The 22,158-nt window shown below is 69.6% G+C and carries 24 protein-coding genes; 16 read left to right on the top strand and 8 right to left on the bottom strand.

All coding sequences use genetic code 11. The features are described from left to right. Nucleotides 1-52: 52 nt before the first annotated feature. Nucleotides 53-1,012, top strand: a complete 960-nt coding sequence (gene trxB, locus AC07PR_RS24855; protein ID WP_495136895.1) for a thioredoxin-disulfide reductase — start codon at nucleotides 53-55, stop codon at nucleotides 1,010-1,012. A 4-nt stretch (nucleotides 1,013-1,016) separates the two neighbouring features. Here trxB and AC07PR_RS24850 read toward each other — a convergent pair whose 3' ends face one another. Then, nucleotides 1,017-1,733, bottom strand: coding sequence for a hypothetical protein (locus AC07PR_RS24850; protein ID WP_483108123.1), 717 nt, complete (start codon nucleotides 1,731-1,733; stop codon nucleotides 1,017-1,019). Between the two features lie 61 nt (nucleotides 1,734-1,794). On the opposite strand from AC07PR_RS24850, the gene AC07PR_RS24845 reads away from it, so the two are divergent. The 5 genes from AC07PR_RS24845 to trhA all read left to right on the top strand — a co-directional run bounded on the left by AC07PR_RS24845 (nucleotide 1,795) and on the right by trhA (nucleotide 5,872). After that, nucleotides 1,795-2,418, top strand: coding sequence for an RNA polymerase sigma factor (locus AC07PR_RS24845; RefSeq protein WP_377159314.1), 624 nt, complete (start codon nucleotides 1,795-1,797; stop codon nucleotides 2,416-2,418). Then, on the top strand, nucleotides 2,415-3,176 hold the full coding sequence (locus AC07PR_RS24840) for a zf-HC2 domain-containing protein (RefSeq protein ID WP_495136894.1): 762 nt from the start codon (nucleotides 2,415-2,417) through the stop codon (nucleotides 3,174-3,176). Before AC07PR_RS24845 ends, AC07PR_RS24840 begins: the two co-directional genes overlap by 4 nt. A gap of 3 nt (nucleotides 3,177-3,179) precedes the next feature. Further along, nucleotides 3,180-4,652, top strand: a complete 1,473-nt coding sequence (locus AC07PR_RS24835; RefSeq protein WP_495136893.1) for a S8 family peptidase — start codon at nucleotides 3,180-3,182, stop codon at nucleotides 4,650-4,652. A 101-nt stretch (nucleotides 4,653-4,753) separates the two neighbouring features. Next, nucleotides 4,754-5,185, top strand: coding sequence for a hypothetical protein (locus AC07PR_RS24830; RefSeq protein WP_377159308.1), 432 nt, complete (start codon nucleotides 4,754-4,756; stop codon nucleotides 5,183-5,185). A 54-nt stretch (nucleotides 5,186-5,239) separates the two neighbouring features. Further along, nucleotides 5,240-5,872 carry a PAQR family membrane homeostasis protein TrhA gene (gene trhA / locus AC07PR_RS24825; RefSeq protein WP_483108125.1) on the top strand — a complete coding sequence of 211 codons (633 nt, stop codon included), beginning with the start codon at nucleotides 5,240-5,242 and terminating at the stop codon, nucleotides 5,870-5,872. 98 nt (nucleotides 5,873-5,970) lie between these two features. On the opposite strand, the gene AC07PR_RS24820 is transcribed toward trhA, so the two are convergent. Beyond that, a complete protein-coding gene (locus AC07PR_RS24820; protein WP_495136892.1) occupies nucleotides 5,971-6,978 on the bottom strand; it encodes a quinone oxidoreductase family protein in 1,008 nt (335 codons plus the stop codon). 104 nt (nucleotides 6,979-7,082) lie between these two features. Then, the gene (locus AC07PR_RS24815; RefSeq protein ID WP_483108127.1) at nucleotides 7,083-7,991 is read right to left on the bottom strand and encodes a LysR family transcriptional regulator; all 909 of its coding nucleotides are present in this window, start codon (nucleotides 7,989-7,991) and stop codon (nucleotides 7,083-7,085) included. Between the two features lie 101 nt (nucleotides 7,992-8,092). On the opposite strand from AC07PR_RS24815, the gene AC07PR_RS24810 reads away from it, so the two are divergent. Then, nucleotides 8,093-8,992 (top strand): pirin family protein, encoded by a 900-nt coding sequence (locus AC07PR_RS24810; protein ID WP_483108128.1) that lies wholly within the window; start codon nucleotides 8,093-8,095, stop codon nucleotides 8,990-8,992. Between the two features lie 59 nt (nucleotides 8,993-9,051). After that, nucleotides 9,052-9,486, top strand: a complete 435-nt coding sequence (locus tag AC07PR_RS24805) for a DoxX family protein (RefSeq protein WP_483108129.1) — start codon at nucleotides 9,052-9,054, stop codon at nucleotides 9,484-9,486. 21 nt (nucleotides 9,487-9,507) lie between these two features. Here AC07PR_RS24805 and AC07PR_RS24800 read toward each other — a convergent pair whose 3' ends face one another. Then, nucleotides 9,508-10,266 (bottom strand): sulfite exporter TauE/SafE family protein, encoded by a 759-nt coding sequence (locus AC07PR_RS24800; protein WP_431100622.1) that lies wholly within the window; start codon nucleotides 10,264-10,266, stop codon nucleotides 9,508-9,510. 70 nt (nucleotides 10,267-10,336) lie between these two features. Continuing rightward, nucleotides 10,337-10,780 (bottom strand): hypothetical protein, encoded by a 444-nt coding sequence (locus tag AC07PR_RS24795; protein WP_495136891.1) that lies wholly within the window; start codon nucleotides 10,778-10,780, stop codon nucleotides 10,337-10,339. A gap of 234 nt (nucleotides 10,781-11,014) precedes the next feature. Between AC07PR_RS24795 and AC07PR_RS24790 the strand changes: the two genes are divergently transcribed. Then, nucleotides 11,015-11,749: a response regulator gene (locus AC07PR_RS24790; protein WP_377159300.1), complete on the top strand. Its 735-nt coding sequence runs from the start codon at nucleotides 11,015-11,017 to the stop codon at nucleotides 11,747-11,749. Nucleotides 11,750-11,807: 58 nt separating this feature from the next. On the opposite strand, the gene AC07PR_RS24785 is transcribed toward AC07PR_RS24790, so the two are convergent. Both AC07PR_RS24785 and AC07PR_RS24780 read right to left on the bottom strand, forming a co-directional pair. Further along, nucleotides 11,808-13,112 carry an epoxide hydrolase family protein gene (locus AC07PR_RS24785; RefSeq protein ID WP_495136890.1) on the bottom strand — a complete coding sequence of 435 codons (1,305 nt, stop codon included), beginning with the start codon at nucleotides 13,110-13,112 and terminating at the stop codon, nucleotides 11,808-11,810. 114 nt (nucleotides 13,113-13,226) lie between these two features. Further along, nucleotides 13,227-14,120 carry a LysR family transcriptional regulator gene (locus tag AC07PR_RS24780; RefSeq protein WP_495136889.1) on the bottom strand — a complete coding sequence of 298 codons (894 nt, stop codon included), beginning with the start codon at nucleotides 14,118-14,120 and terminating at the stop codon, nucleotides 13,227-13,229. Between the two features lie 281 nt (nucleotides 14,121-14,401). Between AC07PR_RS24780 and AC07PR_RS24775 the strand changes: the two genes are divergently transcribed. The 3 genes from AC07PR_RS24775 to AC07PR_RS24765 all read left to right on the top strand — a co-directional run bounded on the left by AC07PR_RS24775 (nucleotide 14,402) and on the right by AC07PR_RS24765 (nucleotide 18,893). After that, nucleotides 14,402-14,995: a LuxR C-terminal-related transcriptional regulator gene (locus AC07PR_RS24775; RefSeq protein ID WP_495136888.1), complete on the top strand. Its 594-nt coding sequence runs from the start codon at nucleotides 14,402-14,404 to the stop codon at nucleotides 14,993-14,995. A gap of 158 nt (nucleotides 14,996-15,153) precedes the next feature. Next, entirely contained in the window at nucleotides 15,154-15,639 is a 486-nt protein-coding gene (locus AC07PR_RS24770; RefSeq protein WP_483108131.1) for a DUF4148 domain-containing protein, read from the top strand. Between the two features lie 245 nt (nucleotides 15,640-15,884). Further along, complete coding sequence (locus AC07PR_RS24765) at nucleotides 15,885-18,893, top strand: di-heme oxidoredictase family protein (protein WP_495136887.1); 3,009 nt, start codon at nucleotides 15,885-15,887, stop codon at nucleotides 18,891-18,893. Between the two features lie 128 nt (nucleotides 18,894-19,021). Here AC07PR_RS24765 and AC07PR_RS24760 read toward each other — a convergent pair whose 3' ends face one another. Further along, a complete protein-coding gene (locus tag AC07PR_RS24760; protein ID WP_483108133.1) occupies nucleotides 19,022-19,489 on the bottom strand; it encodes a VOC family protein in 468 nt (155 codons plus the stop codon). A 183-nt stretch (nucleotides 19,490-19,672) separates the two neighbouring features. Between AC07PR_RS24760 and AC07PR_RS24755 the strand changes: the two genes are divergently transcribed. The 4 genes from AC07PR_RS24755 (at nucleotide 19,673) to AC07PR_RS24740 (ending at nucleotide 22,122) form a co-directional block, all read left to right on the top strand. Further along, nucleotides 19,673-19,981 (top strand): hypothetical protein, encoded by a 309-nt coding sequence (locus tag AC07PR_RS24755; protein WP_495136886.1) that lies wholly within the window; start codon nucleotides 19,673-19,675, stop codon nucleotides 19,979-19,981. Between the two features lie 95 nt (nucleotides 19,982-20,076). Next, on the top strand, nucleotides 20,077-20,730 hold the full coding sequence (locus AC07PR_RS24750; RefSeq protein ID WP_495136885.1) for a glutathione S-transferase family protein: 654 nt from the start codon (nucleotides 20,077-20,079) through the stop codon (nucleotides 20,728-20,730). A 101-nt stretch (nucleotides 20,731-20,831) separates the two neighbouring features. Then, on the top strand, nucleotides 20,832-21,371 hold the full coding sequence (locus AC07PR_RS24745) for a hypothetical protein (protein WP_495136884.1): 540 nt from the start codon (nucleotides 20,832-20,834) through the stop codon (nucleotides 21,369-21,371). Between the two features lie 103 nt (nucleotides 21,372-21,474). Then, nucleotides 21,475-22,122 carry an MBL fold metallo-hydrolase gene (locus AC07PR_RS24740; RefSeq protein WP_377159280.1) on the top strand — a complete coding sequence of 216 codons (648 nt, stop codon included), beginning with the start codon at nucleotides 21,475-21,477 and terminating at the stop codon, nucleotides 22,120-22,122. Nucleotides 22,123-22,158: the final 36 nt, after the last annotated feature.

The following is a 22,158-nucleotide window of genomic DNA, read 5'->3' as shown; positions in this document are numbered from 1 at the left end:
GGCAGCACCGACCTGCACCGACCGGTACCACCCAGCACCGAGCAGAACCGACATGAGCCTCGTACAACGACACACCGCCCTGCTGATCCTCGGCTCCGGCCCCGCGGGCTACACCGCGGCGCTCTACGCCGCCCGCGCGAACCTGAAGCCGCTGCTCGTCACCGGCATGGCCCAAGGGGGTCAGTTGATGACCACGACCGAAGTGGACAACTGGCCCGCCGACGTGATGGGCGTGCAAGGTCCCGAGCTGATGCAGCGATTCCAGCAGCACGCGGAACGCTTCCAGACCGAGATCGTCTTCGACCACATCAACAGCGTCGACTTCTCCAAGCGTCCGTTCACGCTCACCGGCGACAGCGCGGTCTACACGGCCGACGCGGTGATCCTGGCCACCGGCGCCTCCGCGCAATACCTGGGACTGCCGTCGGAAGCATCGTTCATGGGCCGCGGCGTCAGCGCCTGCGCGACCTGCGACGGCTTCTTCTATCGCGAGCAGGAAGTCTGCGTCGTCGGCGGCGGCAATACCGCGGTCGAGGAAGCGCTGTACCTGTCCAACATCGCCAGCAAGGTCCATCTGATCCATCGTCGCGACAAGTTCCGCGCCGAGCCGATCCTGGTCGACAAGCTGATGGACAAGGTCAGGGCCGGCAAGATCGAACTGCACGTGTTCCACACGCTGGACGAGGTGCTGGGCGACGCGAGCGGCGTGACCGGCGTGCGCATCAGGAGCACGCAGGACGACACGACGACGGACGTGAAGCTGCAGGGTTGTTTCATCGCCATCGGCCACAAGCCCAACACCGAGATCTTTCGCGGACAGGTCGAGCTGCGCGACGGCTACGTGCTGACGCGCAGCGGCTCGGAGGGCTTCTTCACGATGACGAGCGTGCCGGGCGTGTTCGCCGCCGGCGACGTGCAGGACCACGTCTATCGCCAGGCCATCACCAGCGCGGGCACCGGCTGCATGGCGGCGCTCGACGCGCAGCGCTTCCTGGAGCAGCAGTCGGGCTGAGCCTTCAGAACGACCACGCCACGCCGGCGACCCAGCGCTGCAGCGACGGGTCGCCGCGTTGCGGCAGCGAGCTGTAGAGCCGCGCGGCGCTGAAGCGCCAGTCCCCGACGGTGTAGGCCAGCCCGGCATTGGCGAAGCGGTACGAGCCGCTGCCATGCCCCCAATTGGAGACCATGCCCCAGCCCACGTCCGCGGCCAGCGCATCGACGAGCCGGCGGTGCCAGGTCAGCTCGGCGATGGTCGCGCCGCGATGGCCCAGGTAGCCCCACGACGAGTACGCGGCCAGGTCCGGCGACACCGACACCGTCGCCCCCCATTGCCCCCACGCGGGGGTGTCCCAGAGCCCGCCGAGCGACAGCTCGCTGTAGCGCAGCCGGTTCGCGTTGACGCCGCCGGCGTAGGCGTAGTGGGCGCCGGACAGCGTGACGACGCGGCGGTCGTCGATCTGCCACCAGCGGGTCGCGGAGACGACGGCTTCCGCCTTCGCCCCGTTGGACATGTGCATCGTGCCGAGACCGAGGCCGAGGCTCCAGTTGCGGTCGTCGCGGTAGTAGAGGTCGGCGGTGGCGCCCGGATGGTCGCCGCTGAGGCTGTTGCCGCGCGAGACGCGTTCCGTCACGGCCGACAGCGTGCCGCCCCAGTTCTGTGCGGCGGCTGCCCCCGACGCGATGAGGCCCGCCGCCAGGAGGGCGAGGGCTCGAGCAGGATTTTTTCGGGGCATGGCAACCATCGGCGGCGATTCTGGCACCCATGAGGGACACTTCTGCAGAAATCAGTCGCCCATGTTTCAACCTGTTCCGAATGAAGCGGACACGGCCGCCGAGTCGCGTCTGCGTGCCTGGTTGCAGGCCGCCTCGGCCGGCGACCGGTCGGCTTTCGAGCAGCTGTACCGGCACTGCCAACCGCGGCTGTCGCGTTTCGTGCTGCGCAGTTGCGGGCGGCCGGACCTGGCCGAGGAGGTCGTCAACGACACCTTGTGGATCGTGTGGCGGACCGCGGGCAATTTCCGCGGCGAGTCGCGGGTCTCGACCTGGATCCACGGCATCGCCTACCGCTGCATGCTGAAGGCGCTGCGCGACGGCGTGACGGCGCAGGAGATCAACGCCTCCTCGGTGAGCGAGGCGGAGCTGGCGATGGCCGAGCCCTCGGTCAACGAGTCCGCCGACCGCGAGTTGCGCGACTGGGTGATGCGGGGGCTGGCCGCCTTGCCGGTGGAACAGCGGGTGACGCTGGAACTGGCGTACTACCTGGGCGAGACCTGCGAGGACATCGCCCGCATCATGAATTGCGCCACCGGCACCGTGAAGGCCCGCATGTTCCATGCGCGCGTCCGGCTGCGCAACGTGCTGCCCGAGCTGGGCGGCGAAGACCGCCCGGCCAGCGGCACCGAAGGACCGACCCGATGACTTCCCACGACGACGCCCCCTCCGACCCCACGGGACTGCCTGCCGGCGATCCGGCGATGGGTCAGCCGAACGAGCACCGTCAGGTGTGGGACGCGATCGCGTGGGTCGTGGCCGGCACGGCGACGCCCGAGCAGCGCCGCCTGGTGCAGGCGCATCTGCCGCACTGCGCGCATTGCCGCGATGAGCTGGAACTCCAGCGCAACATCCATCGCGGCATGCAGGACGCGCGTTCGGCGAACGCCGCGGGTGAAGTGGGCGCGGCGGCCAGCGAGGCCGAGGAGGCCTCGATCCAGGCCGGCCTCGACCGCCTCTGGGCGCGCGACCGCGACGCGGGTCCGGCGACGCCGGTGGAAGGACGACGCGGCGCCTCGGCCAACGACGGCGGATCGCGCACGACGCGCTGGCTGACGGCGGCGGTGGCGGTGCAGGCGGTGGCGATGTGCGTGCTCGGACTGCGCCTGTGGAGCGACGGCCATCCGCCGGCCGACTATGTGACGCTGAGCCAGCCGGCCGCGCTGCCCGCCGGCGCGGTCGTGAGGCTGGTGCCGGAGGAGCGTGTGGACATGGGCCGGCTGCGGCAGGTGCTGACGCACCACGGCCTGAGGATCGTCGGCGCGGACGAGGACGCGAGCAGCCTGCTGCTGGCGCCGCTGCAGCCGGCGCCGGTGGCGGCCGTGCCCGCGATGGTGGAACGCCTGCGCGCGGAGCCGGGCGTGCTGCTCGCGGAGCCGGTCGGCGCCGCGGCGCCGGGACGCTGAGCGATGCCATCGGCGATCGCGCGCCGCCTGCGGACCGTCGGCCCCATCGCGCTGGCCATCCTGGTCGCCGCGCTGGCGTCCGCGGGTCCGACTCGTGCGGCCGAGGGCGGCGGCGACGCGTCCGCCGCTGCCATCACCGCTGCGGCACCTTCGCTGGCGAAGGCGCCCTCTGACGCCCGTCTGATCATCCTGGCCGTCGAGGACCGCGGCGAGCCGCTGCCCGGCGCCGGCGGGTCGGCCCGCGGCGACTATCGCCGGATGGCGGGCTACGCCGGCAGCGCGCGGGCCCTGGCGATGTCGGAGGCGCTCGCGCGCGAGTACGGACTGCGCGAGCAGTCCGCATGGACCATCGCGCCGCTGAACCTGCGCTGCATGCTTTATGCGCTCGGCGCGGGCGATGACGCTGACGCGGTGCTGGCGCGGCTGCGCCAGGACGCCCGCGTCAAGCTGGCGCAGCCGCTCAACGAATTCGAGACGCTGAACGACCCCGCGCCGGAAGCGCCGGTGCCCTCGCCGTCTTCACTGTCGTCGCCGACTTCGCCGTCCGCACCGGCGTCCCCGCCTGCCTCTGCGTTGGGAGCATCCGCGCCGATCTCGCTCTACAACGATCCCTACTTCGGCCTGCAGAAGGGCTTCCAGCAGATGTCCGCGGCGGCGCTGCAGCAGGTGAGCGTCGGCGCGCGGGTGAAGGTCGCGGTGATCGACACCGGCGTCGACGCGCGGCATCCGGATCTGCTCGGCCAGGTGTCGGGTCAGCGGGACTACGTCGCCGGCGGCGGCGCGCTGGTCGATGCCGTGCCGGAGCGCCACGGCACCGAAGTGATGGGCCTCATCGTGGCGAAGGTGAACAACCACCAGGGCATCGTCGGCGTCGCGCCGGGCGCCGTGGTGACGAGCTATCGCGCGTGCTGGACGGACGCCGCGCGGGCGGGCGCCGGCCCGGCAGCGGGCCCGGCGCCGGCGCGCTGCAACTCCTTCACGCTGGCGCAGGCGCTCGGCGCGGCGATCGCGGACGGCGCCGAGGTGATCAACCTCAGCCTGGGCGGTCCGAGCGATCCGCTGCTGACGAAGCTCGCGCAGCACGCGTTGTCGCGCGGCGCGGTGCTGGTGGCGGCAGCGCCGCCGGGGCGGCTCGGCAAGGGCTTTCCGAGCGAGGTGCCCGGCGCGCTGGTCGTGGCCAGCACGGGCGAGGCCGCGGGCTCCGAAGGCTGGCTCGCCGCGCCCGGCCGATCGGTCCTGACGACGGTGCCGGGCGGCGGCTACGACATCGATGCCGGCAGCTCGCTGGCCGCGGCGCACGCGACCGGCGTGATCGCGCTGCTGCGCGCGGCGGCGCCGGGCGCGGACGCGGAGCGGCTGAAACGCGCATTGCTGGGCTCGATGGGCGTGTCCGGCTCGATCAATGCCTGCGCGGCGGCGCGGGCGCTCGGCGTGGCGGGCCTGCGTTGCGACGCACCGGCGCGCAGCCTGCCCTGATCCGTGATCCCGGCCTGAGCGTGCGTCCCCTCGATGAGGGATTCGCTTGCGCGGCGATCTCCGTAGGCTTCGGCGTGCCACACGCACCCAGGGAGCCCCGCATGACCACGTCGTCGCCGTCCTTCGATGTCTCGCAGCTGATCGGCTGGCCCTTCCGGGCGTTGACGCTGGCGCCGAGCCAGCTGACCCAGCCCATCCTGCCCATCACCTACAACATCAACGCGTTCAATTCGAGCGCGCCGCAGACCGAGGCCCGCATCGTCTCGCAGCACAGCTACGGGCGGCAGCTCGGCCGGCTGTCCGACGCGGTGCAGGCCTTGATGGACGTGCTGTATCCGGAGGGCGCGCCCGATGGCCCGAACGGGCCCCTCGCGCGCTTCGAGCAATTGCGCGAGGACATCGAGGCGCTCAAGGCCGACGGGGCGGAGGACCGGCTGGAACGGGTCGCGCAGGATCTGAAGACCTTGCGGGCCACCGATCCCGATCGCTTCGAACGCGTCCGGAAGACACTGGCGCACGCGCTGCGGGACTGAACCGGACGGACGCCCGACGTGGCGTCACATGATCGGGCTACGCTGGGGGATCCCATGACCGTGAAGGCGGCGATGTACCCAGGCGAGCGCTTGAACGCCGGCACCCATCTCCTGGGGCTGCTGGCGGCCCTTCCCGCCGTCGCGTGGCTGGCGCATCAGGCGCTGGGCACGGGCAGCGGCCGGCGCTTCGCCGTCGCCTGCATCTTCGGTGCGGCCCTGATCGCGCTGTTCGCGGCCTCCACGCTCTGCCACAGCACCCGGGGTCGGCGGCAACGCCTGTGGGTCCGTCTGGACCATTGCGCGATCTTCCTGCTGATCGCCGGGACGATGACGCCGTTCGCGGTCCTGACCGGCGACGGCTGGTGGCGGTGGGTGGCCCTGGCGAGCGTCTGGATCGTGTCGCTGTGGGGCATCCGGCGCACGGTGTGGGGCGATGTCGAACGGCCGATGCTCAAGGTCTACCTGGCGATGGGCTGGCTGGCCACGATGGTGTGCATCCCCGCCCTGCAGGAACTGCCGGTGGCCTGCGTCACGCTGTTCGTCGCCGGTGCCGGCGCCTACACCGCCGGCACCTACTTCTTCGCCAACCCGGGCTGCAGTCGTCACGCCCACGGCATCTGGCACCTGTTCGTCGTGGTGGGCAGCGGCTGTCACTTCGGCGCGGTGGCGCACTGCGTGCTCGTCTAGCGGCGTCAGTGGCGCGGCGCGGATCAAGGCGGGACCCCCGTCCAGGCCGGCGTCACGGCGATGCCGGCACAACCATGAGGCGACACTGACCAAGGCGCTTACGGAATCAGCACCAGCGATCCGGACTTGCGACGCTCCGCGATGTCGACGTGCGCTTGGGCAGCGTCCGTGAGCACGTAGCGCGTGACGGGAACGGCGCCGAAGAGGCCTCGCCGATAGGCGTCGAACACGGCGGCCGCGGCTTCGTCGACGCGCCCTTGCAGATGACTCGCCATCGGCCCGCCCACCATCAACACGTTGCGTCGCGCCAGTTCGACCTTGTCGACCTCGGGAGCGCCCGATGCGGCGCCGATCGACACGATGACACCGCCGTCGCGCACCACCGCCTGCGTGGTCGCGAACGTGGCCTTGCCGACGAACTCGTAGACCACGTCGACGCCCTGCGGCGCCACGCGCCGGATCTGCTGCGCGAGGTCGGCCGCGTCCGACGGCAGGACATGGTCGATCACGGAAGCCAGCGCCGCGCGCTTCTCCGCCGAGCCAGCCGTGCCGATCACGATGGCGCCTCGGGCCTTGGCCCAGCGGGCGAGCAGGCTACCCACGCCGCTGGAAGCGCCCTGGACCAGGATCGTCTCGCCGGCACGAAGCTGGTGATAGCCGTTCAGACCGGCCCAGGCCGTCAGGCCCTTGGTCAACATGGCGGCGACCTGTTCCGCGGAGAGGTCGTCGGGCACCGGCACCAGCTGGTCCGCGTTGATCAGGCGTTCCTGCGCGTAGCTGCCGGGCGCCAGGTAGTAGGCCATGCGCTGGCCCACCGCGATGCCGGCGACCCCGGCGCCCAGCGCCTCGACGATGCCCACGCCCTCGACGCCGGGCACCGACGGCAGCGGCACGGGGAAGGCGCCCTGGCGGAACAGCGTGTCGATGAAGTTCACGCCGATGGCTTCGTGGCGCAGCCGCACCTGGCCGGCACCGGGCGCGGGGATGACGTCCTCCTCGACCTGCAGGACCGCGGGACTGCCGTAGTGATGGAAGCGGATGGTGGTGTTGTGCGCCTTGGCCGCGATGACGGACGCGGCGGCGTCGCTGAACTTCTTCTGAGACATCGTCTACTCCTTCGAGTGGGAGCAACTCGGCGAGTTGCATGCCTCGAAGAGTAGGAACCGTCCCTCTATCGCGGTAGCCTATTTGTTTCGATGGCATCCATCTTTCAAACAGATTGATCGACGGTCGGCTGGCGCAATCTGTCGATGAACCATCGCCCCGCAGGCCCCGGCGGGGCGTCGTTCCGATAGGCCGCGTACATCACGATGCCGGGCGTCGCCGGTTGATGCGCCTCCAGCCGGAGTCGCACCAGTTGCCCCGCGTCAAGATCGGCTTGCACCATCGCCAGCGGCATGTGCCCCCAGCCGAATCCGGCTTTGAGGAAGGCGTGCTTGGCGCCCAGGTCGGCCAGGCGCCAGACCTGCGGCGACATCACGCCGTAGTTGCGTCCCGTGCTGAGCGTCGTCCGGTCCGTGAGGATCAATTGCACGTGCCGCTCCAGCTCGGCGGAGCGCAGCAATCCCCGCTGCTGCGCCAGCGGATGACCCGGCGCAACCACGGTGACCATCGGCACTTCGGCCAGCGGCTCGGCCTGCAGCCCGTCCGGCACCACGGGCAGGGAGCCGATGACGCCGATGCGGCAGGCGCCGTCCAGGACGGGTTGCACGACGGCCCCCAGCGCCTCGACGTACATGCGCAGCGGTGTCGAGGGAAAGGCCAGGCGGAAAGCGCCGACCGTCTCGGTCAAGGAGGCCATCGGGTACATCACGTCGATGGCGACGGACAGCTCCGGCTCCAGGCCCTCCGACAGCGTGCGGGCGCGCGCCTTGAACGCGTCCATCCCGTTCACGACCGTCTTGGCCTCACCGAGCAAGGCCTGACCCTGATCGGTCAGCACCGGATAACGGCCGCTGCGATCGAACAGGCTCACGCGCAATTGCGCTTCGAGATTCGCCATGGTCTGGCTGACCACGGATTGAGCACGCCGCAGCTTGCGCCCCGCCGCGGAAAAGCTGCCTTCCTCGACCGCCGCGATGAAGGTCCGCAGCTGGTCCATGGATACGCCGTCCAGCATCTATCGCTCCAGCAGATGGTATCCATCCAAACATATAGGCTACCCAGCTGGCTGTCCAGTTCCTAAGCTTCGATCCATCCCATCGAACGAAGGCCACCCCGATGTCAGTTGATCTCCAGAGTGCGCGTCGCGCCGACACGTCGTCGACGGAAGCGCCAATGCCTGAGGGCGGCCGCGAGTCCCTCTTCTCGCGAACGCTCGAGTTCCGCGCCGCCGGTCGACGCCACGGCCCCGTCACGCGCGTGTTCAGCCCAGGCGACATCGGCGAGCTCATCAAGCCGTTCGTGTTCCTGGACCACTTCGACTTCATCCCGACGGGCGGCCCCCTGTTCCCGATGCATCCGCACTCGGGCATCGCTACCACCACCGTCCTGCTCTCGGGCCGCATGCGCTACGAGGACACCACCGGCGCGCACGGCGAGCTGCAAGGCGGCAGCGTCGAATGGATGCGGGCCGGGCGCGGCATCTGGCACGACGGCGTGCCGGTCGATTCGACCCGGTTCCGGGGCTACCAGCTCTGGGTGGCGTTGCCGGAAGCGCTGGAAGGCGCGGAGGCCCGCAGCCAGTACCTCGGCCCGGAAGCCGTGCCGCGGCACGGCCCGGCGCGCGTGATCCTCGGGCGTCACGGCGGCGGCGCGAGCCAGGTCGATGCCCCGGCCGGACTGCAGCTGGTGCACGTCCAGCTGCGCGACGGCGAGCGCTGGCAACTGACCCCGCCGACAGGTCACCGCGTGGGCTGGTTCCATGTGTCGCAAGGCGCCCTGCGCTTCGACGGCCACCGCCTCGAGAACGAGCTGGCCATCCTGAACAGCAGCGACGCCCCCATCGATGTGATCGCCGAAGGCGACACCGAATTCATCGTCGGCACGGCTGTTCCGCATCGTCACGATCTCGTGCTGGGTCGCTACTCCGTCCACACCAGCCAGGCCGCGCTGAGGCGCGGTGAACAGGAAATTGCTCTGCTCGGCGAGCAACTCCGCGCCCGCGGCCGAGTGCGCTGACGGCGCCAGGACCGAGTCTTCCGTTTCCGCCCTCCACTTCATCGTCAAAGGAATCCATCATGACCTTCCAGAACTCCTCCGCTTCGACCTCCGCGCTGCCGTTTGCCGGCCGCGTGATGATGGCCGCCATCTTCCTCATCAGCGCCTTCGGCAAGCTCGCCGCCCCGGCCGGCACCATCGGCTACATCGCCTCCGTGGGGCTGCCTGCGCCGACGCTCGCCTACGGCGCGGCGCTGGTCGCCGAACTGGGCGGCGGCCTGCTGCTCGTGCTGGGCTATCGCACCCGTCTCGTGGCCGCGGCGCTGGCCGCGTTCTCGGTCGTCTCCGCCGTGTTCTTCCACAGCGCGCTGGGCGACCAGAACCAGATGTTCCATTTCCTGAAGAACATCGCGATGGCCGGCGGCCTGCTGCAGATCGTCGCGTTCGGTGCGGGCTCGTGGAGCCTGGATGGCCGCCGCCGGCAAGCGCGGACGGCGTTGAACGCGGCACGCTGAAACGATCGGCCGCCGCGCTGCTCAGCGCAGGTAACCCGAGACGCCATCCCACAGCAACTTGATGGCGGTGACCACCAGCAAGGCGTAGCAGGCCCTGTACATCTGGCGCTGATCCAGCCTGGCATGCAGGCGCCACCCCAGCCAGACGCCCGAGGGGATGGCCAGCAGGCAGATCGCCATCAGGCTCCAGACGGCGCCCGCCGGCTTGGCCAGCATCAGCCACGGGGCCGCCTTGAGCAGGTTGCCGACCGTGAAGAACAGGCTGGTCGTGCCCGCATAGACCTGCTTGCTCAAGCCGAGCGGCAGCAGATAGATCGCCAGGGGCGGTCCGCCCGAGTGCGCGACCATGGTGGTGATCCCCGAGGTCAGCCCCGCGGCGACGGCCTTGCGCGGCGACCGCGGCTGCACCACCACCTCGCCGCCTCGCACGAACCACAGGCCGACGAACACCAGCGTGATCACCGCCATCAGGATGGCGATCGCGCGATGGTCCAGCACGCGGAACAGCAGATAACCCGCCCCGATGCCCACCACCAGACCGGGAACGAGCAGCTGAAGGTCCGGCCTGGACCAGGTCGACGGCTTCCAGTAGCGCAGGCTGAAGAGGTCCATCGCGATGAACAGCGGCGCGAGCAGGCCGCCCGCGGTCACCGGGTCCATCACGATCGACAGCAGCGGGATGCCGACGATGGCGAAGCCGCCGCCGAAGGCGCCCTTCATGAAGCAGATCAGGAAGACGCCGGCGAAGGCGACCAGGATGGTGGTGGCGGTCAGTTCCATGGGGTCGTCCTGGATCGCTCGTTCATTGCATTGAAGAAATTGTCATGGGTGCGTCGGGGGCGCGGCGACATCAGGCGTACCGCGCCTCCATGGCCGCGATCGCCGCGGCCAAGGCGTTCCTCAAGGTGCCACGGCCCACGCTGCCAAGCAGAAGACCCAGCAGCCGGCCCTTGAGGTTGCGGCCTTCGCGGACGACGACCGCCTCCAGCCGTGTCCTGCCGCCCGCCAACGGATGGAAGGTGTAGCTATGTCCCGACCGGCCGCCCCAGACGTTCGAATCCATCGTCGTCAACACCACGCGGTGGGGGACGGACCAGTCGTAGTGCAGCCGCTCCCAGATGGCGGGCGAGCCCTCGGTGACGACCGCCTGCGTGCGCCCCTGACGATGCACCCGCAGGAAGTCGTCGGTGCTGAAGCGGAAGATCTTCGACCGACCCGGACCGAAATCCGTGAGCCCGGCGATGAACTGCTCCGGCGTCAGCGTGGTGTCGAATTGGAATTTCAGTGTTGCCATCGTCGGCGCTCCTTGTCGCGAGAACGTCCTGATAACGTCCATGCATCGAAGACTACGGAGGCCGCCGCCGCCTGCCATCCGACTGGTTCGGCATCGACGCCTCGTTCCAAAGTCGCAGACGGTCCCGGCCTGCCGCCGGCCGACCGTTCGATGCAGCCGGCACTTCGACGAAGGTCGGATGGCGCGCGCCCGTTCCTTGCGAAGAATGGGCGTCGAGTTCCGACGAGCATGACGATGAACACCAGCGACCACCTCCTCCTCGTCCACGGCGATCGCGCGCAGCGCGAGCAGCTGAAGGCCTACTTCGAGCAACACGGGATGCACGTGACGGCGGTCGCGACCGGACGTCATCTGCGCGCGGCGCTCGAGCAGTCGGGCCCGTTCGACCTGATCGTGCTCGACCTCGAACTGCCCGGCGACGACGGGCTGAACCTCTGCCGCGAGCTGCGCGGCGGCAAGCACCGGACGATGCCCATCCTCATGCTCTCCGCGCGCGGCGACGAAGTGGACCGGATCCTCGGGCTGGAGATGGGCGCCGACGACTACCTGGTCAAGCCGGTCGCGCAACGCGAGCTGCTGGCGCGCGTCCGCGCCGTCCTGCGACGCACCCGCATGCTGCCGCCCAACATGCGGTCGACCGACACGGTCCCGCGCCTGGCGTTCGGCACCTGGAAGCTCGACACCGTCGAGCGCCACCTGCTCGACGACCAGGAGTCGATGGTGGATCTGAGCGGCGCCGAGTACCGGCTGCTGCGCGTGTTCCTCGACCATCCACAGCGCGTGCTCAGCCGCGACCAGTTGCTCGGCCTCACGCAGGGTCGCCCGACGGAGCCCTTCGAGCGCTCGATCGACCTGCTGGTCAGCCGCCTGCGCCTGCGCCTGCGGGACGACGCGCGCGAACCCCGCTACATCAAGACGGTGCGCAGCGCGGGGTACGTGCTCTCGATGGCGGTGGCGCCCTGCGCCTGAACGCGCAATGACAAGGCGCCGCACGAGGGCGACGCCTTGTCGGGCGCTCAGACAGCGCTCAGCGCAGGCTGGCGAAGCCCGTGCGCAGCTCGCGGACGAAGACCTCGGTCTGCTCCCACGCCGCGAAGTGCCCGCCCTTGTCCAGGCGGTTGAAGTGGATGAGCTGCTTGTAGGCGCGCTCCGCCCAGCTGCGCGGCGCGGCGTAGATCTCGTCGGGGAACACGCTGACCGCGACGGGGATCGCGACCTGCTTGATCGCGAAGAACTCCAGCTTGTTCTCCCAGTAGAGCCGGGCCGAGGACACCGCCGTCTTCGTGAGCCAGTACAGCATCACGTTGTCGAGGATGTCGTCGCGCGTGAGTCCCTCGGCCTGGCCGTCGAACACGCGGGCGATCAGCGCCTGGCTGCGGGCATCGTGGTCGAGCATCCAGGCTGCCAGGCCGATCGGCGAGTCCTCCAGCGCATAGAGCGTCTGAGGCCGGTTGGACATCTCGAGCGCGTAACCCAGGCCGTGCTTGAAGAAGTCGTCGAGCTGGTCGAAGGCCTGCTGCTCGTCGGTCGACAGTCCCGCCGGCGCGGGCTCGCCGAGCTTCAGCGCGCGGGCCACGTCGGGCGGCAGCGTCGCCGGCATGTTGACGTGGATGCCGATCAGCCCGGGCGGCGTGAGCAAGGCCATCTGCTCCGTGACCGCGTCGCCCCAGTCGCCGCCCTGGGCCACGTAGCGGGTGTAGCCGAGGCGGCGCATCAGCTCGACCCAGGCGCGGGCGATGCGCACGGGATCCCAGCCGGTCGTCCGCGGTTTGCCTGAGAAGCCGTGGCCCGGCAGGGACGGGATCACCACGTCGAACGCGTCTTCCGCGCGGCCGCCATGCGCCGTCGGATCGGTCAGCGGCTCGATGAGCTTGAGCTGCTCGACGACCGAGCCCGGCCAGCCGTGCGTCACGATCACCGGCAGCGCGTTCGCATGTTTCGAGCGCACATGGATGAAGTGGATCTCCACGCCGTCGATGGTCGTGACGAACTGGGGATGACGGTTGAGGCGCGCTTCGAGACGCCGCCAGTCGTAGCCGTGCGTCCAGTAGCGGGCCAACTGCTGCATGGTCCTCAGCCGGACACCCTGAGACGCGTCGGTGACGGTCTCCGGCGTGGGCCAGCGCATCGATGCGATGCGCCGGCGCAGGTCGGCCAGATCCGCGCGCGCAAAGCTGGCGCGGAACGGGCGGATCGCCGTGCTGTCGCCGATGGCGGCGTCCTTCAGCGCAGCCGCATGGGCGCTGGCGGGCAGCCAGGGCAAGGCCATGTTGGAAGCGCCGACGACGGCGGCCGCCGCAAGCAGGCGACGTCGGCTCGGGTATGTGTTCATGCTCGGTGGGTCCTCGGGAGTTCGGAGCCGCTAGGCTCGCGGATCCCGAGGGAGACCACATCCGACCTGACGCCGTCCGCCGCTGCGACTGAAGTCGTAGGCGGAACTGAACCCTCAGCCGCGCCGCAGGTGCTCGTGGCGCTCGAACAGGTCCACGGTCCAGTCGATGAAGACCCGCACCTTGGCGCTGAGATAGCGGTTCGGCGCGTAGAGCACGTGGACAGGGCTCTCGTCGGGATGCCACTCGTCGAGCAGCGACACCAGCCGTCCGTCCAGGACCGCCGCATCGATCGTGTAGCACGGCGCCTGGATCAGTCCCAATCCGGCGAGCCCCGCCGCCAGGTAGGCATTCGTGTCGTTGACGACGAGCGTGTGCTCGAGCGTGAAGCGGTGCTGGACCTCGCCCCGCGTGAAGCGGAATGGCTGCACGCGCCCGCCCGATCCGCCCGCCAGCCCGACGGTGGGATAGAAGGGGACCTCTTCCGGAGACGTCGGCGTGCCGTGCTCGTCGAGGAAGGCCGGCGTCGCGCAGGTGGCGAAGCGGAAGCCGCCGATGCGCCTCGCGACGAGGAACTGATCGCTGACCTCCCCCGCGCGGATCACGCAGTCGACACCTTCCGCGACCAGGTCCGTGTGGCGGTTGCCCACCCCCAGCTCGATCTTCACGTCCGGATAGGCACGCCGGAAATCGCCGAGCGCCGGCACGAGCACCATCGTCGCGATCGCCGCGGGCACGTCGACACGCACGGTGCCGACCGGTTTCGCGCTCGACTGGCGGGTCGAGGACTCGATGTCGGCCAGATCCGACAACAGCCGCACGACACGTTCGTAGTAGGTCGCGCCCTCGGCCGTCACGGTGACGGCGCGGGTCGTCCGGTGCAGCAGGAGCACCTTCAGGTCCTGCTCCAGGCTCTGGATCTGGCGCGTCACGCTCGCGTTGGGCAGGGAGAGCGACTCCGCGGCCTTGGTGAAGTTGCCGGCCTCGACGACACGGACGAAGGCGTTCATTGCAGCGATCCGATCCATGGGGACCTCCGGACTCTCATGTGCGCGAACTCGATTAGATCGCCGCGGCGATCTTTGTCGAGATCACAAAAGCACTTTGGCGGTCAGCGTCTTGCTGCGCGGGGGGCTCCACTTCTAGAGTCGGCGCCATGACACCCCGTCGGCCGATGCCGGCGGCGCCAAGCATTCCGACCACTTCGCCAGGCAAGTCCATGATGTTCCCGTCCCAACCGCCCCATGTCACGACGCCCCGTTCCACGACGCCCCGGATCCGCGTCCTGGTCATGCATCCGGATCCCCTGCTCTGCGTGGGCATCACCGCCGCGCTCGGGGAGCACGGCGGCATCGACGTGTTCAAGGACGGCGTCGACGAGCGGCGGCAGGATCCGCCCATCGACGTCGTGGTCTCGGACCTGCAGGACGCCCTGCGGCTCGCGGCGCCGGGACAGCGCGCCCTGCAGCGCCTGGACGGCGCACGGGTCGTCGCCCTGACCAGCCACGGGCGCGAGGCCGACATCCGCGGTGCGATCGAGGCGGGCGTGCATGGCTACCTGCTGCTCGGCGGCCCGCTCAGCGAGCTGGTCGAAGGCGTGACCGCGGCGGCGCGCGGTCAGCGTTATCTGGGACTGACCGTGGCGCAGCGCATGGCCGACAGCCTGACGCGCACGGCGCTGACCTCGCGCGAAACGGAGGTGCTGCGTCTCGTGGTCGCCGGCGAGTCGAACAAGACGATCGCGCGCTCCCTGGACATCGAGCTCGGCACGGTCAAGTCGCACGTGGGCGCCATCATGAGCAAGCTCGGCGCCAACTCGCGCACCCATGCGGCGGCCATCGCGCTGGCACGCGGCCTGGCGAACGATTTCGCGCCCATCGCGTAGCGCGGCGGGCATCGGCGGATCGCGCTTGTACCGCCATGTATCGCGCGTCGGCGCGCATACAGGCTCTTGCTGAAAGCACGGGGCGGGGACAAACCCCAGATACCTGCGACGGATGAAATCCATCCCACGCCAACCCCAACCCTTCACTGGAGTCCGACATGACCACCGCCACGTCCCGCACCTTGTTCGCCGCCACCCTCATCGCCGCGACGCTCGCCGCCATCGCGCAACCCGCCGCCGCGCAGACCGCCGCGCTCCCCCGCGTGCAAGTCCAGGCCGACCTGATCCGCGCCCACGCGGCCGGCGACAACGGCGACTGGAAAGAGGACGCGCCGTTCTCGCGGACCAGCGACGTGGGCACGCCGCGCACGCGCGCCGAGGTGCTGGCCGAACTGGCCGCCGCGCAAGCGAGCGGCGAGCTCCAGCGCTCGCAGCGCGACAACTACGAACCCGCGCTGACCGGCACGCCCAAGACCCGGCAGCAGGTCCGGGCGGAGACGTCCGAAGCGCGTCGCCTGGGTCTGCTGGACACCCAGGGGAATGACGGCCTCGTGATCGCGACACCCGAGCAGCTCGCCCGCGTCGAGGCGGCCGGCCAACGCGCGCTCCTCGTGACCACGGCCAGCGCCAGCCTGTCGAAGTGACACTATTTGTCGCGTCTGATGTCAGACGTGACAAAACCTGACCCTGCCCCTCGATCCGCACATCGCGCAAATACCTCTTTGGGATTAGGGTCAGGCGTCGCGCGCTCGCGTTTTGCGACGCTGACCGCACTCTGTGACCAACCGCAACCGGCACGCTCTCTGCTTGAACGGGGTGAAAGTCCACCCGGGTCAGGCGTTCGTGCGCGCTCCCCGGGTGTCTCGTTCTACGGACCTGCAGGAGCGCCATGCGCCACAACATTTCAGAGGCTGACCCGACGTCGGCATGCCCTTCCCCGCGAAACCCCTGGGGAATCGTCTTCAGCGCCGTCGTCGCCCTGAGCGCCGTCGGCACGCTGGCAGGGTGTGGTGGTGGTGGCGGCGGCTCGGACGCAGGCGGCAGCCCGCCGGTGTCCGGCGCGCCGGCACCCGCGCCGGCGCCCGGTCCGGCCCCCGCGCCTCCGGCGTCCGCGCCCGTCGGCGACGAGCCCGAGCTGCCCCCGCCCGCGCCCGCGCCGCCAAGCCTGCCCACCGGCGGCGACAGCGGCAGCCCCACGACGCCCGCGCTGCCCCCGTCGCTGCAATCGCCCACCGGCCTGGACATCAGCAAGCCCGGCAAGGCCATCACCGGCATCACGGCGACGTCCAGCGCGCTGGAGAACAACGGCGACACCGCCCAGAAGACACTCGACGGCGACCTGAACACGCGCTGGGCCAGCGCCTTCGACGACAAGGCCTGGATCCAGTTCGACTTCGGCACCAAGACGCCGGTCGGCTACATGAAGCTGGTGTGGCAGAACGCGTATGGCAAGGAGTACGCGATCCAGGTCTCCGATGACGGCCAGACCTGGTACCAGCTGCGCTACGTGGCCGGCGGCAAGGGCGGGACGGAAGAGTTCTTCAACCTGAACGCCAACGCGCGCTACGTGCGCCTGCAGGGCGTGGCCCGCGGCACGCAGTACGGCTACTCGCTGCTCGAGGTCAGCTTCAGTTCGCCCGGCAGCGACAACACGCTGCCGATGCTCACCGCCTCGGCCGTGCCGACGCCGCCCGCGAACAGCACCGTGGTCACGCCGGCGACGCCGCCCACGCTGGAGCAGGTGCAGTTCACGCTGCCCGACGGCACGCTGGTGACGCGCTTCGGCTTCGTGGGCCGCTCGCGCCATGGACGCGAGCGCGGCGAGGACTGGAACGAGATCGGCTTCGGCCCCAACGACACCGTGGATGCCAACGGCAAGCCGCAGGACAAGGGCCCGGGCGCGTACCTCAACTTCATCGCCAACTACTTCAAGAACCGCACCTGGGGCGTCGAGTTCATCGACAACAGCCGCGTGGCCGGCGTCACCAAGCCGAGCATCATCGTCAACCAGTACTACCAGCAGGCGCAGCGCGGCGGCGGTCATTCCTTCTTCCGCCGCATCGATGATCCCAACGTCACCGGCTACGGCTGGATGTCGCCAGGCCGGCTGCTGGACAACACCACCTACACGGACGGATTCGTCGACAAGACCTCCTGCCCGGTGGTGCCCAAGCCGCCCGAAGGCGCACTGGCCCGGCCCACCACGGGCTACGGCGGCATCGTCGGCGCGAACGACGGCTGCTCCGTGGTGCTGGACAACGTGCCCGGCCACTCGGACCTGGCGCCCAATGCCAACGGCGTGATGGTGCCCAACGGCGTCAACATCCCGTCGCGCAACCTCAAGGTGGGCGACGCGATCGAGTTCACCGGCTCGTTCTTCTCCAGCCGCGCGGCGATGGACGCGATCCAGGACAACGGCAACTTCCGCTACTACACCAACGAGGTGACCTATGTGGTGGGCAGCGGCCTGCGTCCGCAGTACGGCATCCAGCCGCGGCTGAACAACGCACCGCTGCCGGTCGAGACGCTGTCGGGCGGCACGGGGTCGATCTCCTACGACTACGCGGACAACTCGACCTTCATGTTCCAGCAGCCGAATACGCAGATCGGCATGAAGAACATGCAGACCTTCGTCGAAGGTCGGCGCTGGTTCCACACCAACATGTGGACCGGCGATCACAACGAGCAGGGCAACGATCGCAACACCGACGCGGTGAAGCTGCAGGGTCCGCGCTTCAACCAGACCAACTGCTTCGGCTGCCACATCAACAACGGCCGCAGCCTGGCGCCGCAGGTGCTCAACCAGCGCCTGGACACCATGGCCGTGCGCGTGGCCGCGCTGGACGGCAACGGCAAGCAGCTGCCCCACCCGGTCTACGGCGAGGCCGTGCAGATGAACGCCCGCTCGCTCAGCACCGGTGCGGCGCAGGACTGGGGCAACGGCGTGCGCGTCGCCGGCTTCGACACGAAGAACGTCACGCTGGCCGACGGCACCGTCGTGACCTTGAGCAAGCCCAAGGTCAGCTTCGACGGCCCGACGCCGACGGTGTACTCGCTGCGCAGCGCGCAGCCCGTGATCGGCATGGGTCTGCTGGAGGCGATCACCGACGCGGACATCCTGTCGCGGGTGCGCAGCACGCCGGACGAGGACGGTGTGAAGGGTCAGGCCAACCTGGTCTACGACCCGGAGACCGGCGCCGTGCGCGTGGGTCGCTACGGCTGGAAGGCGGCCAAGGTGAGCCTGCGTCACCAGACGGCCAATGCGCTGCTGCTGGACATGTCGGTCACGTCCCCGGTCTACCCGAACCGCGACTGCCTGGCCGGCCCGGCCCAGTGCAACAACAAGAAGGTGGAAAAGGGCGTGTCCGAGGCCGAGCTGCAGCTGCTCTCGCGCTACGTGGCCCAGCTGGGTGTGCCGGCGCAGCGCAGCGTGGTCAGCGGCTTCCCGAAGGGCGTGACGCCGCTGTCCTATCTGGACGTGGATCCGGTGAAGGTCGCGGCGGGATCGAAGGTGTTCTCCACCATCCGTTGCACGGCCTGCCACATCGCGGAGATGAAGACGGGCGCGGGCACCGAGCTGGCCGAGATGCGCAACCAGACCATCAAGCCCTACACCGACCTGCTGCTGCATGACATGGGCAGCGAGCTGGCCGACAACTTCGCCGAATCGCAGGCGAGCGGCAGCCAGTGGCGCACGTCGGCCCTGTGGGGCATCGGGTACACCGAGCGCGTGGCGGGCACCGGCGTGAAGGTCGGTTATCTGCACGACGGCCGCGCCCGCACGCTGACCGAGGCGGTGCTGTGGCACGGCGGCGAAGGCGACGCCAGCCGCCAGCGCTTCGTCAAGCTGAGCACGGCGGACCGGGAGGCGCTGCTGGCGTTCCTCAACTCGCTCTAAGGTTCGGACGGGGAGGCGACTCCCCCGCCCAGGCGACGGCCTGGTGCGCAACTCGCAGCGGGGAGACGCTCATGGCGTCTTCGAGCTCGGGGGCGCACCAGGCCGATTTTTTTGTGCTCTTGAGCGCTTCAGCCGCCGCCGGCAGGCCGCGTCACATCCGAACACGCGGCGACGAGCTCCCCGCCCCAATCGCCCGGATGCACATCGCGCTCGGACTGCGAGAACGTCCACACGTAGCCCGCCAGGTCCGACACGGTGTACTGGCGCTCTCCGTACGGGAACGAGTGCGGCTGGGACAGGACCTTGGCGCCCTCGGCCGCAGCTCGCGCGGCGTGCCGGTCCGCGCTCGCGACACGGACCATGATGGAGAAGACGGGCTCCGCTGGCGCATCGCCTTGCGCCACCACCATCGCGCCGGCGCCGATATCGAGCTGTACGCGATGGCCACCGATGCGCAGGCGCTCGGTGAAACCGAAGACACGGACCAACCACGCCGCCGCGGCCGCCACGTCGGGGTAGTGCAGCACCGGAATGACCGTGGCCGAGGACATCGAGAGGTTCTCGGTGCCGGACAGGAAGGCGGCGTCTTGGGGCATGCGGTGATTGAAGCATGCGAGCGTTTCGCCCCGCAACCATCGTCGCTCACGCGCCCCAGGTGCGCCTCCGTCTGGCCTCGGCTCGGCCCCATTCAACGCCCCATTCCGCAGTTCACGACACGCCGGGCCATTCAAAAGGGCTCTCCTCATACAACGCCTCCTCGGACAGACGGAGGAATGAACATGCAGGCAGATCTCGACGTGGCGACGAGCGCCGACTATGCGCCGGCCACCACCCGGAAGAAGACGAGTTACCTGAAGGCCAACGTGGCCACCGTAGCCGCCATCGCGATTGCCGCGACGGCGGCGTGGATCACCGCCATGAGCTTCGTCGAAGCCTATGGCATCGGCGCGAGCCACTTCGGTCAATCGACCGACATGGCCAAGCGGGCAGGTCCGGGCGTCGAGCTGTTCGTCCTTGACGGCGTTGCGCTCGTGGTCGTTGCCATCCTCGCGCGACTGGCAGCTCGGGGCTTCCGCGCCGGTCGGTAAGGACACTCCCAGCGCACGCTTTCTCGCGCTGAACTGTCGATCGCGGCGAGGGTCATTCGTCGTTCCTCTACACGCCTCGTGCAAGGATCGACGCCATGACCATCACCATCACCGCTTTCGAACGCTCACCCGACGGGGGCAAAGGGCTGGCACGCGACACGCGCGTCCGCTGGGCGCTGGAGGAGGCGGGGCTGGACTACGACGTCCGCCTCGTCCCCTTCCAGGCCATGAAGGAGCCGGCGCACCTGGCGCTCAACCCCTTCGGCCAGATTCCAACCTACGAGGAAGGCGGGCTGGCGCTCTTCGAGACGGGTGCGATCGTCCTGCACATCGGTCACCAGCATCCCGGCCTCTTGCCTGACGACGCCGATGCGCGAGCGCGCGCCGTCGCCTGGGTCTTCGCCGCGGTGAACACCCTGGAGCCGCCGATCCTCGAGCTGACGATGGCCCGGTTGTTCGAGCGCGACCAGCCTTGGTACGCCGCCCGACTCCCCACGCTGGAAGCGCGTGTGCGCACGCGATTGCAACAGCTGTCGGCGCGGCTGGGCGATGCCGACTGGCTCGACGGCGCCTTCAGCGCCGCGGACCTGATGATGGTGCACGTGCTGCTGCGATTGCGATCGACCGGTCTCCTCGACGAGGTCCCGCGACTGGCCGCCTATGTCGCGCGCGGCGAGTCGCGGCCGGCTTACCAACGGGCGTTCGCCGACCAGTTGGCGGTGAACACGCGAGCACCGCAGCCGCGCTGATCGCCGTCCCATCCGACGCATTCGACGTCTCATCGCTTTCGCCGCGCAACGCCTGGCCCCCTCACGGACCATCGCCGCTTCTTCCATTCAAGGAGCGAGCGATGTCCCTCACCACCGCCACGGGCACGCGCCGCACCCGCGCGCTGATCACGATCCTGGTCGCGGTGCTCGAGCTCGCGCATCTCGCGTGGCAGTGGACGCACGGCGGCATCGTCAGCCATCACCTGCTCGCGAATCCCGACCTGCCGTCCGTGTCCAACGGCTGGGGCATCGTGGCCCTGCCGGCATTGGCGTGGATCCTCTCCGGCCGCTTCCTGCGCCGAGCGACCTCCGGCCCGGCGACACGCGCCATCCTGATCGCCGCGCTGGGCGCCGCCTGCGCGGGCATCGGACTGTCGCTGGCCTTCAGCCTCGGAACGTCCGATCACGCGGCGGTCGTGCTCCTCGCGATCCTGCTCAGCGGCGTCGCGTTGCCAACGTATCGCGCGGAGTACCTGCTCGGCTTCGTGCTCGGCATGGCGTGGACCTTCGGTCCGATCCTGCCGATCCTCGTTGGCTCGGTGCTGGCGCTGAGCTCGTTCCTCGTCCGTCGGGTCGCGTGGCCGGCATTGGGCTGGGCGGTGGCGCGGCTGCGGACTTGACTCCTTTACCGCCAGGATGTCATCGACCCCTCGTCGGCGCCGCGTCCTGCTTGGAGGGTCATGGCATCCTTCAGTCTGCATCCCAGCAGAACCTCCGCCCCCCATGCCCCTCCGCGACCAGACCGTCCCCGTCACCCCCTTCCGCCAGAACTGCTCGATCGTCTGGTGCGACGTCACGCAGGAAGCCGCGATCGTCGATCCGGGCGGCGAGATCCCGCGCCTGCTTGCCGAAGTCGAGCGCCTGGGCCTGACGCTGAAGGCGATCTGGCTGACCCACGCCCACATCGACCACGCCGGCGGCACCGGCGAGCTCGCGCGCCTGCGCGGCCTGCCCATCATCGGACCGCATCAGGGCGACCAGTTCTGGATCGACGGACTGCCTCAGCAGTCCGCGATGTTCGGCTTCCCGCCGGCCGAGATGTTCACGCCCACGCGCTGGCTCGAGGACGGCGACACCGTCCAGATCGGCCACGAGACCCTGACCGTGCGCCACTGCCCCGGGCACACGCCCGGCCACGTCGTCTTCCACTCCGCGAGCGCGAAGCGCTGCTTCGTCGGCGACGTGCTCTTCGCCGGCAGCATCGGCCGCACCGACTTCCCCGGCGGCGACCACGACACGCTGATCCGCTCCATCAACGAGCGCCTCTGGCCGATGGGCGAGGACACCGTCTTCGTGCCCGGCCACGGGCCGGAAAGCAGCTTCGGCGAGGAACGCCGCACCAACCCCTTCGTCGGCGGGCGCTGGGGCTGAGGCCTCGCCGTCTCCCGACAGCGTTTGCAGCGGCCC

Source organism: Roseateles sp. GW821-FHT09H11, assembly GCF_059415845.1.
The sequence above is the reverse complement of the archived record's forward strand: the minus strand, read 5'-3'. Positions and strand labels throughout refer to the sequence as shown.